A 13,135-nucleotide genomic window follows, 5' to 3' on the forward strand; every position below is an offset into this window, starting at 1 on the left:
ACCTCCTTCCCTTCCCGCTTCGACTGCCTGGGTGGTGCCGGTGACGCTAGCCTTTGAGGAGCTTGCGGAGGAGGACTACGAATACGGCGGCAGATGCCGCGAGTGCAGCCAGCGGCTTCCAGCGCGCTCCGGCCTGGCTCTCGCCGGCACGGTTCAGCAGGTTGGCTGCCGAGCGGCTGAGGGTTTCTGCCTGGTGGCTGGCACGGACCTTGCCGGATTTCAGGCCGGCTTCGGCGGCGCCGAGCAGGAGTTGCGCCTGGGTCTTGACGTCGAGTTCCTCGCCAAGTTCGTCGCGGACGCCCGTCAGGTGCCGGCGGCGCTTGTCCAGCCTGCTGCGCAGTTCGGCTTCCGTGGGGGCGGGCACGTCAACCTTTTCGGCAGCGGCCTTGGCCTCCTTCTCCGCCTTTTCCTGAGCCGCCTTCGCTTCCTTGGCGGCCTTGGCGGCCTTGGCCTGCTCGGACGTCGGATCCAGGACAGCCGGGTTGAATTCCGAGCCTTCCTTCACGATGCCGAGATCATGCTTGAGTCCGCGGATCGTGTCCTCGGGCACAAGCGGCATGGCCTTCTTGAATTTACTCATGCCGATAAGCGCGCCGATGAGGGCGATGACAAGGAAGACGGCGCATACCAGCAGGGCTGCCAGCCAGGCCGGCATGATGGTGGCAAGCCCCATGATGGCCGCAACGATGAGTCCGGTGACCAGGAAGGCGACAAACACCAGTGCGACGGCCAGGAACGCTGCAGCCACCCCGACCTGGATGCCCTTGCGCTTCAGCTCGATCTTCGCGAGGGCGATTTCGTCGTTGAGCTGCCGTGGCGCGAGTTTGGCAACCAGCCTTAGAGTTTTGGGCAGCGCCGCAATACTCAATCCGCTGGTTGTCCGGCCGCTGTGTCGTCCGCTCATCGATCCCGCCTAACTGGTTCCATCTTTGATTCGGATTCCGTCGGATTCCGGGGGCCTGCGCGGCTTCACACACTCCCCGTTGACAAAACTATCATTCAGGTTCGGCCCCTTCTTCGGCTAATAACCCGTGGCGCGCCCTCCAACGCTGTAAAAGTATGATCTGAGCGCCATAGGATTGGTGCCTGTGAGCATTCCCGCCAATCCGGGCGACTCCCTGAGCCGCAACCGGAAAATCCTATACATCCTCCTCCTCGGCGCCCTGACTGCACTGGGACCATTTACGATCGATCTCTACCTGCCGGCGTTCCCGGCCCTTGAGGCAAGCCTCGGGGTGTCCGAGGCTGAGGTGCAGCTCACGCTGACCGGGACAACCGTGGGCTTTGCGCTGGGGCAGCTCGTGGTGGGGCCGCTGAGCGACAAGTTCGGCCGGAGGGTTCCGCTGATCCTTGCCACGGCCCTGCACATCAGCGCTTCGCTCGGCGCCGCGCTGTCCACGGACCTGGCCACGCTGGGACTGTTCCGGGTCCTGATGGGCATCGGCGCTGCCGGCGGCGGCGTGGTGGCAATGGCCATGGTGCGGGACCTCTTCACGGGATACGCCATGGTGCGGATGTTCTCGCGGATGGCACTGGTCAACGGCCTGGCCCCGATCCTGGCGCCGGTCATCGGCTCCCAGCTCCTGCTGGTCATGCCCTGGCCGGGCATCTTCTACTTCCTGGCCGGCTACGGCACGCTGGTGATCATCGCCGCCATCCTGCTGGTGCGCGAAACCCTCCCCCGCGAACTCCGGGGCAAATCAGGCCTGACGGCGGGCCAGCGTTACAAGCTGCTCTTCTCGGACCGGATTTTCGTGGGCCTGCTGCTGCTCGGCGGCATGAACTTCGCCGGGCTCTTTGCCTACCTGTCCGCTTCTCCCTTCCTGTTCCAGGATGTGTACGGGTTCTCGCCGCAGCAGTACGGCCTGCTGTTCGGCATCAACTCGCTGGGCATCGTGGCAGGCGTACAGACCAGCTCCCGGTTGATCCGGCGGGTTCCGCCGCAGTGGATCCTGGCCTGTTCCACCGCCTGGATGTTCCTGATGGCGGTGTTGATAGTCATCTTCGACCAGCTCGGCCTGGGGCTCTGGGGCGTCATGGTGCCGCTCTGGTTCTACATCCTCGGCACAGGCTTCACCTTCCCCTGCGTCCAGGTCCTTGCCCTCTCAAAGCACGGGGCGCAGGCAGGAACGGCGGCATCGCTACTGGGAGCAGCAACCTTCATGATGGCCGGCATAGTCTCCCCGGTGGTGGGCTGGTTCGGCGACATCTCGGCAACTGTCATGGGCGGAGTCCAGGCCACGAGCATCCTGATGGCCGCGGCGGCACTGTGGCTGGTGGTCCGCCCCCGCACGGTCCCCTCCATCCACTAGCTCCCGCAGCCGTCCCGGTACGCTGAAGCCATGGCCAAGAGACTTAACCGCAACCGCAGGGGGCTGTTCCTCGGCGCGGTGATCGGCGGCATCGCCGGCTACTTCGCCGGGAGGGCGATGGGCAACCCGGCGATGGGCATCATCCTGGGGGCGATCGCCGGTTCCGCGCTCCTCTACCGGGTCAATCCGGGGCCATGGAACCGGCCCTGACAAGTCTCCGGGCGAACGGGCTTAGTGGCCCTGTTCCGGCAATTGCCCGCGCGATAAAGTTGTTTTGTGCCCGACTGGCAGCAGCATCACCCGCCCCTTCCGGCCACGTGGCAGCGATGCGACACCGGCATCCTGCCCCTGTGGTGGGAGCGGTTGTGCGCACAGACCAGTCCGCAGTCGGCAGCACTTTACGCCGCCGGACTTTTCACTGAGGACCGGCGCCGTCCCATCGCCCAGTGGTTCAACCCCGCGTTCAACGCTGCGCTCCTAGTGGCCCCGGAAACGTCCCCGGAGTGGCCCGTGCAGCGGTTCGGCATCTTCTATGCCCCGCCGAACAGCGGCTTCACCAGGGTGCACTCAGCGCCGCATGAATGGCATCCCCGGGAGCCGCGCAAGTCCCCGACCGAGGAGGAGGCGTTCCGTGCCGCCATCGACGAGGCAGAACGCTTCCTGCAGGTGGAGATGGACTTCGTCTGAATTCTAAATAAAAAAAGGGCCCCGCGGCCGGCTATTCGCCGGCCGCGGGGCCCGTCCGCTCCTCCTGCTGGACTTGAACCAGCAACCCTTCGATTAACAGTCGAATGCTCTGCCAATTGAGCTAAGGAGGAATGAAGCAGGTATGACATTAGCAAAGGTTTTGCCCCAATGTGAAATCGGCTGCCACAGCATGGAGGAATACCCCGCCCGGGTATAAAAAAGTCCCCGTTCCGGTGACCCGGAACGGGGACTGCGCGCTCCTCCTGCTGGACTTGAACCAGCAACCCTTCGATTAACAGTCGAATGCTCTGCCAATTGAGCTAAGGAGGAATGAAGCGGGTATTAGCCTAGCAAACACACCGGCTGGAAGCGAAATCAGAAGTGAAATCGGGACACCGCATGGAGCGGCTCCGCCCTACTCCGGCGGGTTCGCGCAGGCGCGTTCACGCATCGGAACGCAGCGAACGGCGCTCCATTTCCAGAAGCATCAGCTCACGGTTCAGCCGCTGGAACTCTTCAGGATGGGAAGAGGCATCCAGCCTCTGAAGCTGCCCCATCTTGTCCGCCTTGACCCTGGTGATCTGCAGTTCGAACAGCCGCGCGAGGATGTCCCGGCAGTACCTGAGCACGCCTTCCGCATTGCTTGCCGGCAGGGGCACCACGGCGAGCTCCGAAACGAGCGGACGGAGGGGCTCCGGCACTTCGTTCATCACTTGCTCCACCCACCGCACGGGATCGCCGGTCAGCCCCGGCCCGGAGGCGCGCATGGCGTCGTGGACGGCCTGGTAGGCAGGGGTCCGGAACCCGGCCGCACTGAACCGGTCCCAGGTCCCGCCGGCCAGCATCGCGGGTTCCTGGAGCGCCACTTCCAGCGCCTGCCGCTCCATGGAAGCCACGGGGTCGCGGGGGTCGGGCTTGTTGAAGGAAGGCACAACGCCCGACGCCGGCAGTTCGGCGATGCCGGGTGCTGCGCCACTGCCTGCGGGTGTGTCTCCCTGGGCAGCCCGTTTGGCAGCGACGGCCACCGCGCGGCTGACCTCTTCGACGGGCATGCCGAGCCACCCTGCGAGCTCGCGGGCGTAGCCGGGGCGGATTCCCGCGTCGCGGATCTGCGCCACCACCGGAGCAGACTCCCGGAGGGCCGCAATGCGGCCCTCGACGGTGTCGAGGTTGTGCCGCTTCAGCGAGGCCCTGATGGCAAATTCGAACAGCGGACGGCGGCTGCTGATCAGGTCGCGAACGGCGGAGTCGCCCCGGGCCTGCCGGAGGTCGCAGGGGTCCGCCCCGGTGGGTTCCACGGCCACGTAGGTCTGCGCGACGAATTTCTGGTCCTCCTCGAAAGCGCGCAGGGCGGCCTTCTGGCCGGCGGCATCACCGTCGAAGGTAAAGATGACCTCTCCCCCGGTGCCGTCGTCGGACAACAGCCGCCGGGCGATCTTGATGTGGTCGGCGCCGAACGCGGTGCCGCAGGTGGCCACCGCCGTCGTAATCCCGGACAGGTGGCAGGCCATGACGTCGGTGTAACCCTCCACCACCACCAGCTGCCGTTCCTTGGCGATGTTCCGCTTGGCGAGGTCGATGCCGTACAGCACCTGGGACTTCTTGTAGAGCGTGGTTTCCGGGGTATTGAGGTACTTGGGGCCCTGATCGTCCTCATAGAGTTTCCGGGCGCCGAAGCCGATGGTGTCGCCGGCGATGTCACGGATGGGCCAGATCAGGCGGCCGCGGAACCGGTCATAGATTCCCCGGTTGCCTTCGGAGAACATGCCCGTCAACTTCAGCTCGGCATCCGTGTAGCCCCGGCCGCGGAGGTGCTTGAGCAGCGCGTCCCAGCCCTGCGGGGCATAGCCGACGCCGAACTGTTCAGCGGCTGCCCGGTCGAAGCCGCGGCCGTGCAGGAAGTTGCGTCCCTCCGAGGCGGCGGGAGTCAGCAGCTGGGCGCGGAAGAACTCGTCCGCCACTTTGTGGGCGTCCAGGAGGCGCTGGCGCTTGCCCACGTCCTCGCGGCTGGGGCCGGTGCCGCCGTCTTCGTAGCGCAGTTCGAAGCCGATCCTGGCGGCCAGCTTTTCCACGGCCTCATGGAACGAGGAGTGGTCCAGCTTCTGGACAAAGGAGATGACGTCACCGTCCTCGCCGCAGCCGAAGCAGTGGTACCTGCCCACCTGGGGACGGACCGTGAACGACGGAGAGCGCTCATCGTGGAACGGGCACAGGCCCTTGAAGGAGCCCAGCCCCGCGCCCTTGAGAGTGACGTAGCCGTCGACGACTTCCTTGATGTCCGTGCGCTGGCGTACTTCGTCAATATCTTCGCGTTTGATCAGCCCGGCCACAAAGCCATCCTAGTCCCCGGGTACGACGCCGGTTGGCCGGTTATGGTGCCCGTCACCGGCGCGATTACCACAGCGACGGCAGGCTGCCGACCAACCGCTCGTACATGGCCAGCGCCGAACCGTCGGTGAGCGAGGCGACCTGGTCGATAACGACGCGAAGGCGGGCGCCGTCGTCGGCCGCGTCCCGCCAGTCGGCAGCGAACATCGGCTCGAGGTGGCGGTCTCCGGTGGCGTTCAGCGCCGTCACCAGGGCGTGCAGGACCTCGCGCTGGCGCTCATAGATGGGCTGGCGGTGCTCGGTGGTCATCACAAACGTGGTGGCCAGGCCCTTCATGACCGCGATTTCCATCACGGTTTCGTCCGGGACCATCAGCTCGGCGTTGTACCGGGTGAGGTCCTCGGGGCCGTAGACGGCGCGCGTGGTTTCCAGCGCGCTCTGGCAGAACCTGCCGATCAGCTGGCTGGTCATGTCCTTCAGTGCTGCCATCGCCTTGCGGCTGCCGTCGGCCTCGCGCACCCAGACATCCGTGGCCTCCAGCCGGGCCAGGGCGGCGTCAATCGCTGCGGGGTCGTTGTGCGGAAGGTACCACTGCTTGGCGTACCCCACCACGCGGGCACGGTGGTCCGGGTTGTCCATCCAGCGCAGCTGGAAGTGCCCCGCCACGATGGCGTCCTCGACGTCGTGCACGGAGTAGGAAATGTCGTCCGCGAGGTCCATCACCTGCGCCTCCAGGCAGGACCTGCGTTCCGGCGCTCCCTCCCGGATCCAGTCGAAAATAGGCAGGTCGTCCTCGTACGCCCCGAACTTGCTGGTCCGCTGGCCGTGGATCACCGGAGCGTTCAAGGCCGACCACGGGTACTTGGCGGCGGCGTCAAGGCTGGCACGCGTGAGGTTCAGCCCGGCCGGGGTTCCGTCCGCGGCCAGGACTTTGGGCTCCAGCCGGGTCAGCAGCCGGAGGGTCTGGGCGTTGCCCTCGAAGCCGCCAATGCCGTGCGCCATCTCGTTCAGGGCGGACTCACCGTTGTGACCGAAGGGCGGGTGTCCAAGGTCGTGGCTGAGGCAGGCGGTGTCCACGACGTCGGGATCGCAACCCAGCGTCCGGCCCAGTTCGCGGCCCACCTGGGCCACCTCCAAGCTGTGCGTCAGCCGGGTCCGGACAAAGTCGTCAGTGTCCGGTGCAACCACCTGGGTCTTGGCGCCCAGCCGGCGGAGAGCGGACGAGTGCAGGACGCGTGCCCGGTCCCGTTCGAAGTCGGAGCGGTAGGTGGTTTTGGGCGGTTCCTCCACCCAGCGGGCGGAGTCGTGGGCTTCGTAGCCCGGCAGCACGGGGGCTGTGGTCCGGGTTTCAGCCACCTGACACGTCCAGTTCCGCGGCGGCGATGTCCTGGGACTGTTCGGCGTTGAGCGCTCGTGATTCCAGCCAGTCCTTGGGCAACGCCGGCTTCTTGGGCGAACCGGCCCGGCCGCGGGGGCCTTCGGCATCCACACCCGGGTAGGGGGAATCCTGGTCCAGTTCGGCCAGCGTATCGCGCAGCACCTCAAGGCTGGTGACCAGGGCAAGCCGGGTGCGCAGTTCCCCGCCCACCACGTACCCCTTGAAGTACCACGCCATGTGCTTGCGGATTTCACGCAGGGCCTTGCCTTCGTCGCCGAAGGTTTCCACCATCAGTTCCGCGTGCCGGTAGACGCCCTCCGCCACCTGCCGCAGGTTCGGCCTGTGGCGGGTGTCGCTGCCTTCGAAGGCTGCCTGGAGATCCCCGAAGAGCCACGGCCTGCCCTGGCACCCGCGGCCCACCACCACGCCGTCCACGCCGGTCTCCCGGACCATCCGCACCGCGTCCTCGGCGGACCAGATGTCGCCGTTGCCCAGGACCGGAATGTCCGGCAGCGCCTCGCGCAGCCGGGCGATGGCGGACCAGTCCGCCTGGCCGGAATAGAACTGCGCCGCGGTGCGGCCGTGGAGTGCGACGGCGGCGACGCCGGAATCGCGCGCAATCCGGCCGGCGTCGAGGTACGTGAGGTGGTCCTCGTCGATGCCCTTGCGCATCTTGATGGTGAGCGGGACGTTGCCCTTGGACGCCTCCTTGACGGCCGTCTGGACGATCGAGGTAAACAGGTCGATCTTCCAGGGCAGGGCGGATCCGCCGCCGCGCCGCGTCACCTTGGGAACGGGGCAGCCGAAGTTGAGATCGATGTGGTCCGCCCGGTCCTCCTCCACGAGCATCCGGACCGCCTGCCCGACGGTCACGGGGTCCACGCCGTACAGCTGGACGGAGCGGACCTTTTCGTCGTCGTCATGGGAGATGATGCGCAGCGACTCGGGGGTGCGCTCCACGAGGGCGCGCGAGGTGACCATCTCGGCCACATACATGCCGCCGCCATATTCACGGCAGAGCCTGCGGAAGGCGGAGTTGGTAATGCCCGCCATGGGGGCCAGGATCACGGGGGTGTCCACCGTGAGGGGTCCCAGCTTCAGGGGCGGGAGTTCCAGCTTGGGGGCGGGAGGAGTCGCTACAACAGTCACCCGTTCATTGTCTCAAAGCCGGGCAAATCGGCGAGCCGGGTGTCGATTACGTGGGTGCGGTCCGGGTGCTGCGCTCCGGAACGCAGCACTCGGCCCGCACCCGCCACTCCACACTAGTGCGGCCGCCAGGGCTCCGGACACTTACTCCGAATCCCGGCGTTCTGCTTCCCTGCGTGCGCGCCGCGTCATAGCGATGGCGGCAAGCCCGCCGGTGTCGAACGATTCGAAGGCATCAGCGGACCCGGCCGCGGTTTCCATGTGGCGGACGCTGCCGTTGTCGTGACCTGGCTGGGGGGCCGCGGCGCCGGCAGGCTGCCTGATCCCGGTGGCCTTGACCACCAGCACCGCGATCAGGGTGGTGACGGGGATGGCCAGCACCAGCCCCACGGAACCGACGAGCGTCCTGATGACTTCTTCGGACAGTTCCGCACTGGTCAGCGCCTCGCCCAGGGGGCGGTCGTAAAGCATCACGATGATGAGGATGGGCAGCGCCGCCCCTGCGTAGGCGAAGGCGATGGTGTACACGGTGGAGGCGATGTGGTCGCGGCCGATCCGCATGGCCGAGGAGAAGAGCTGGCGGGCGCTTGTCTCCGGGGCCAGTTCGTAGAGTTCCCACACCGCCGAGGACTGGGTGATGGTGACGTCGTTCAGGACGCCGAGTCCGGAAATGATCAATCCGCACAGGATGATGCCGGAAATGGAGATATTGTCCGAAATGTTCGCCAGCGTGGCGGCATCATGGCTGCCCACGCCGGCCAGGTTTGCCGCATCGGTGGCCCAGGCCGCCAGGAGCGCCGTGATGCCCAGGCCGAACATGGTGCCCAGCAATGCCGTGGAGGTTCGCGCCGAGAAGCCGTGGGCGAAGTAGAGGACGCCGATCATGATCACGGTGGACCCCACCAGCGCCAGCAGCAGGGGCGGTTTTCCCTCCACCAGCCCGGGCAGCATGAACGTCACCAACACCGCGTAGGCGCCCACAAGGCCGATCAGCGCCCGCAGCCCGCGCCAGCGCGCCACTGCGATGACCACGGCGGCGTAAAGGACGGCCAGCAAGATGATGGGGAGGGTGCGGACGAAGTCCACGAAGATATAGGCAGGCGCACCCTGTCCGGACGCACCCTGGGCGTTGGAGAGGTTCAGGTACCGGATGTCGTCCCCGACCTTGACTCCGTGGGATTTCACCACGTCCGGGTTGATCACCACCTTGACCGGGTTGCCGCCCTTGTCCGGCTCGGTAAATGCGAAGGTGCAGTCGTTCCCCGGCTGCGGGGCATCCTGGGCGGTGCCCTGCCCCGTACCGGGCTGGACGGTGGTGTTTTGGCCGGCACTGCCCTGGGTGCAGCTTTCCACCACCACGCGCTGGATCGTGCCGGTATCGAACGTCACGCCGGGAGCGGCCGCGTACGGGCTGGCCAGCTTCAGGTCCTGCTTGTTCCCGGACGGCCACATCATGATCATGGCCGCCAGGGTCAGCAGCGTCAGCGGAATAAGCACCGCCGCGAGGAGCCAGTTGGCCCGTTTGCGCGCGGCGAGAGCCCCGGGTGTCGGATCCGAATGGTCTGTGTGGCCGTGCGAGTGTCCGGCACCCATCAGCAGTAAAACCTCATGCCTGCACTTTACTGGGGCGTGGGCACCCTCCGGTTGCCAATCTTCGCGGGCTGCGGCTCCGAATAGCGTGTGAAAGCCCGGAATGCAGGGCGCCCGGGCACTTCGGCCGCGCCCGGATGCTGGAAGGGCGCAGGACATTGGAACTAAACACGGGAACCCGTGGGTTTATAACTGTAGGACAAGGAGTCTGGAGGCCCGCATGGGTAATCGCAGGAATGACGACGGCAGAACCAAGCCCGTACTGACGGTGCGCGAGGCCGCGGGCGTCACCCGCGGCGTGGCACTGGTGCTGCACGGCGGCCGCTCGCACAGCTACGAGCCCGTGGAGGCCCGCCACCTGAGCCCTGCCCGCATGGTGCCCTTCGCAAAACAACTGCACCGGGCCGGCGGCGGCCACGGACTCGCGGTCTGGACGCTTCGCAACAGTGTCCGCGGCTGGAACGGCCCGGACATGTCACCGCTGCAGGATGCCCGGTGGGCCCTCGCCCGGATCCACGAGGAACACCCGGGCGTACCGGTGTACCTGCTGGGGCACTCGATGGGTGGGCTCACCGCCATTTGCGCGGCCGACGATCCCCAGGTTGATGCGGTCGTGGCCCTGGCTCCGTGGCTGAGCGCCGAGACCCCTGCCGGGAATGTCGCCGGGCGCCGAGTGCTCATCGTGCACGGCACCACGGACCGGTGGACCAGCCCCGCCGCATCGCTGAAATTCGCCCGGCGCGCCTCCGCCGGGGCCAAGGAGCTGCGCTATGTTTCGCTGGCCGGGGCCGGCCATTTCATGTTCCGGAAGGTCCGGCTGTGGCACACCCTCGCTACCGGCTTTGTCCTCAAGGCGTTCGCCGAGACCGCCGGAGTGGAACTGGACGGCGGCCGCGGATTTGACGCCCTCCTGCCGTCAACCGACCCCGGCGTTCCGGTAGTGCTGTGACGATGGCTGATTTTCCCCTCGGCGCATTCCTGGCGAGCCTGCCCTGGACGGCCCTGGCCGTGGCAGCTGTCCTGGCGGTCACCTTCGCCGTGGCCGTGGCGCAGCGGAGGCACTCCGTCATGGACGTGGCCTGGGGGCCCGGCTTCGTTGCCGTGGCCGCGGTCTCGTGGCTGCTCTCCGCCGGAACGGGTGACGACGGACGGCGGCTCCTGCTGTTGCTGCTGACGGGCGTGTGGGGCCTCCGCCTCGGTGCGCACATCGGCTGGCGCGCCCGCGGCGGCCATGAGGACCCCCGCTACGAGGCGATGCTCAGCGACGCCCCTGGCTCCCGCAATGTGTATGCACTGCGACGTGTCTACCTGCCCCAGGGCATGGTGATGTTCTTCGTGTCCCTCACGGTCCAGGCGGGCATGTTCGCCACCGGCGCCCTGGGCTGGGTTGCCGGCCTGGGAGTGGTCCTGTGGGTGATCGGCTTCGTGTTCGAAACGGTGGGCGACTGGCAACTCGCACAGTTCAAGAAGGATCCGTCCAACAAGGGGACAGTGCTCAACACCGGGCTGTGGCGTTACACCCGCCACCCCAACTACTTCGGGGACGCCGCCGTCTGGACCGGGCTGTTCCTGATTGCCGCGGACTCCTGGCCCGGAATCCTGACGATCCTCTCCCCCGCGCTGATGGTCTGGGCGCTCGCCGGCAAGACCGGAAAGCCGCTCACGGAGAAGGCGATGTCCGCCCGGCCCGGATACAAGGAGTACGTCGAGTCGACGTCGGGCTTTATCCCCTGGCCGCCGCGCCGGCCGGCAGGCGGCCACTGAGATGGCCTGGCGGCCGAAGTCCAGCGACCGCTTCTACCGCGTCATTGTCCGCACCGGGCTGGCGCTTCGCCGGCTCTTCGCGATCCGTGTCATCATCACAGGCCGGGAACACCTGCCGCCACCAGGGCCGCTCAACGGCCCGTCGCGCCAGGTGGTGCCGGGCGAGGGGGCCGTGGTGGCCATCACCCATTTCGGGTACCTGGATTTTGCGTTCGCCGAGCTGCTCCTGTGGTGGAACAACCGTGCCGAGATGCGCTATCTGGTCACCCAGGGCGCGGCCGACCACTGGTTCGCGGGTCCTGCCGTCAGCGCTGCCGGGCATGTTGTGGTTCCCTACGCTTCGGGCAGCGGCGCCTATGACGCCGCCGTCGCGAAACTGCGCGACGGCGAATACATCGCCATCCTCCCTGAAGCCGGCGTCAGCCGCAGCTTTACGGTCCGCGACTGCAAGACCGGAGCCGTGCGGATGGCGGCGGAAGCCGGCGTGCCGATCATCCCTGTCTCGGTCTGGGGCTCCCACCGGCTGATGACCCGCCACCACGGTTTCTCGGCGCTTCGCGCCTGGCGCGCGCCGGTACGGATCCACGTGGGCGAGCCCCTGTTGCCTGCGGACCTGCCGGACCCTGCCCAGGACGCCCAGCCCGCCACCGAACAGCTCAGGGCGATCCTGCAGGCAGGGATCGACGCCGCCATCGCCGACTTCCCGCTCACACCCCGGCCCGGGGCCTGGTGGATGCCCGCGCATTTGGGCGGCGGTGCCCCCACGGAAGAGGAACGCCGGCGGCTGGATCAGGCCGAAGGGCCGCGGCGCGCGGGCGGACGGAAGGCTCAACAGGCCGCGGCGCGCGGACGGCAGAAAGCTTAAACAGGACGGCCCGCAGTAGTCACCTACTGCGGGCCGGTGGCGTCGGGCGGAACCTACGCGGGGTCCGACACCACCAGGGTCTCGGTGCCGCGGAGGCTGGCCTTGCCGTCCTCCAGCAAAGGTTCGACGACGGCGCGCAGGGCAGTCATCGAGTCGTCCAGTTCCAGCACCACGGGATGCTGGAACGCGATGAGGGCCAGCAGGTCGCGGACGGCGGAGCGGGCTTCCTCCTCCGACAGTTTCGGCTCATGGCCGACGAACACGTCCGTGGGCTGGCCCGATGCGGACCCTCCGCCGTCAGTTGCCGCGTTCCCGCCGCCGGGGGCCAACTCCGCGTAGCTGATGGCAAACGCCTCAAGCCGGCCCTTCCTGCTGGCCGGGACGCCAGGGCCGAAGGCGCTGGCCTTCGGCGCACGGAGCACGATGGCGCCGTGCGCCCCGCTGAGCTCGTCGAGGAACAGTCGCTGCACGGTGCCGATGCTCAGCTCGCCCGGGCTGTCCCAGCCGTGCACGGCCGTGTAGTACCGGCCCACCACGTCGCTGAGCTCCACCGAACCGGTGGCGAGGTCCTCGATCTGCTCCGAGGCCGCGGCCTCGGACCCGTCACCGAAAACCGGCAGCTTGAGTGCTCCCGGCTCCACGACAACAAGCCGGGAGCGCTGGATGGGAACCAGGCCGGCAGCTTCGGCGAAAGCGGCTCCCGGGGTGCCCGGTTCCACTTTGGTCCGCAACCTGGACACGCCCGACGGCGCCTGGCCGGCTTCGTGCCGGAGCATGGTCAGCAGCGTGGAGCCGACACCCGCACGGCGGTGGTCCTTTGCCACCTCAATATAGGACCAGAGCCGCTCGGGATGGAGGGAGGCTTCGTGGACCACGGCCGCCGCGACCGGGATGGCCACGCCGTCCACGACGTCCTCGGCCACGATGCAGCGGCGCCACGGCGAGTTGCCGGAGGGCGCCAGGGTGCCGCGGAACTGCCGTGCCTGCTCGGTCTCCGGGCCGCCCCACAGTTCAAGCAGTGCAAGGTCGTCGCCGTCGCGCCATTCGCGGTATTCGATGGCCATG

General features: G+C 67.4%; 12 protein-coding genes and 2 tRNA genes. 6 read left to right on the forward strand and 8 right to left on the reverse strand.

What is annotated here, in order from left to right; translation table 11 throughout:
• Positions 1 to 46: 46 nt before the first annotated feature.
• The gene (locus JOE31_RS16065; RefSeq protein WP_209746308.1) at positions 47 to 904 is read right to left on the reverse strand and encodes a phage holin family protein; all 858 of its coding nucleotides are present in this window, start codon (positions 902 to 904) and stop codon (positions 47 to 49) included.
• A 184-nt stretch (positions 905 to 1,088) separates the two neighbouring features.
• On the opposite strand from JOE31_RS16065, the gene JOE31_RS16070 reads away from it, so the two are divergent.
• The 3 genes from JOE31_RS16070 to JOE31_RS16080 all read left to right on the forward strand — a co-directional run bounded on the left by JOE31_RS16070 (position 1,089) and on the right by JOE31_RS16080 (position 2,999).
• Positions 1,089 to 2,312 carry a multidrug effflux MFS transporter gene (locus JOE31_RS16070; protein WP_374100853.1) on the forward strand — a complete coding sequence of 408 codons (1,224 nt, stop codon included), beginning with the start codon at positions 1,089 to 1,091 and terminating at the stop codon, positions 2,310 to 2,312.
• A gap of 30 nt (positions 2,313 to 2,342) precedes the next feature.
• Positions 2,343 to 2,522, forward strand: a complete 180-nt coding sequence (locus JOE31_RS16075) for a hypothetical protein (RefSeq protein ID WP_209746312.1) — start codon at positions 2,343 to 2,345, stop codon at positions 2,520 to 2,522.
• Between the two features lie 66 nt (positions 2,523 to 2,588).
• On the forward strand, positions 2,589 to 2,999 hold the full coding sequence (locus JOE31_RS16080) for a hypothetical protein (protein ID WP_011691200.1): 411 nt from the start codon (positions 2,589 to 2,591) through the stop codon (positions 2,997 to 2,999).
• Between the two features lie 58 nt (positions 3,000 to 3,057).
• Here the strand turns inward: JOE31_RS16080 and JOE31_RS16085 are convergent.
• The 6 genes from JOE31_RS16085 to JOE31_RS16110 all read right to left on the reverse strand — a co-directional run bounded on the left by JOE31_RS16085 (position 3,058) and on the right by JOE31_RS16110 (position 9,444).
• Positions 3,058 to 3,130 (reverse strand) — tRNA-Asn (locus tag JOE31_RS16085).
• Positions 3,131 to 3,256: 126 nt separating this feature from the next.
• Positions 3,257 to 3,329, reverse strand: a tRNA-Asn gene (locus tag JOE31_RS16090).
• 113 nt (positions 3,330 to 3,442) lie between these two features.
• A complete protein-coding gene (gene dnaG / locus JOE31_RS16095; protein WP_209746314.1) occupies positions 3,443 to 5,329 on the reverse strand; it encodes a DNA primase in 1,887 nt (628 codons plus the stop codon).
• Between the two features lie 64 nt (positions 5,330 to 5,393).
• A complete protein-coding gene (locus JOE31_RS16100) occupies positions 5,394 to 6,683 on the reverse strand; it encodes a deoxyguanosinetriphosphate triphosphohydrolase (RefSeq protein ID WP_011691198.1) in 1,290 nt (429 codons plus the stop codon).
• The gene (dusB, locus tag JOE31_RS16105) at positions 6,676 to 7,854 is read right to left on the reverse strand and encodes a tRNA dihydrouridine synthase DusB (RefSeq protein WP_209746316.1); all 1,179 of its coding nucleotides are present in this window, start codon (positions 7,852 to 7,854) and stop codon (positions 6,676 to 6,678) included. The genes JOE31_RS16100 and dusB overlap by 8 nt, the downstream gene beginning before the upstream one ends.
• A gap of 141 nt (positions 7,855 to 7,995) precedes the next feature.
• A complete protein-coding gene (locus JOE31_RS16110; RefSeq protein WP_209746318.1) occupies positions 7,996 to 9,444 on the reverse strand; it encodes a YibE/F family protein in 1,449 nt (482 codons plus the stop codon).
• A 217-nt stretch (positions 9,445 to 9,661) separates the two neighbouring features.
• Between JOE31_RS16110 and JOE31_RS16115 the strand changes: the two genes are divergently transcribed.
• Genes JOE31_RS16115 through JOE31_RS16125 form a run of 3 tightly spaced genes read left to right on the forward strand, consistent with a single transcriptional unit; the run spans position 9,662 to position 12,070 of the window.
• A complete protein-coding gene (locus JOE31_RS16115; protein ID WP_209746320.1) occupies positions 9,662 to 10,390 on the forward strand; it encodes an alpha/beta hydrolase in 729 nt (242 codons plus the stop codon).
• Positions 10,391 to 10,392: 2 nt separating this feature from the next.
• Entirely contained in the window at positions 10,393 to 11,205 is an 813-nt protein-coding gene (locus tag JOE31_RS16120) for a DUF1295 domain-containing protein (RefSeq protein WP_209746322.1), read from the forward strand.
• Position 11,206: 1 nt separating this feature from the next.
• A complete protein-coding gene (locus JOE31_RS16125) occupies positions 11,207 to 12,070 on the forward strand; it encodes a 1-acyl-sn-glycerol-3-phosphate acyltransferase (RefSeq protein ID WP_209746324.1) in 864 nt (287 codons plus the stop codon).
• 53 nt (positions 12,071 to 12,123) lie between these two features.
• Here JOE31_RS16125 and JOE31_RS16130 read toward each other — a convergent pair whose 3' ends face one another.
• Positions 12,124 to 13,134, reverse strand: a complete 1,011-nt coding sequence (locus JOE31_RS16130; protein WP_209746326.1) for a GNAT family N-acetyltransferase — start codon at positions 13,132 to 13,134, stop codon at positions 12,124 to 12,126.
• Position 13,135: the final 1 nt, after the last annotated feature.

Source organism: Arthrobacter sp. PvP023, assembly GCF_017832975.1.
Taxonomy (GTDB): Bacteria; Actinomycetota; Actinomycetes; order Actinomycetales; family Micrococcaceae; genus Arthrobacter.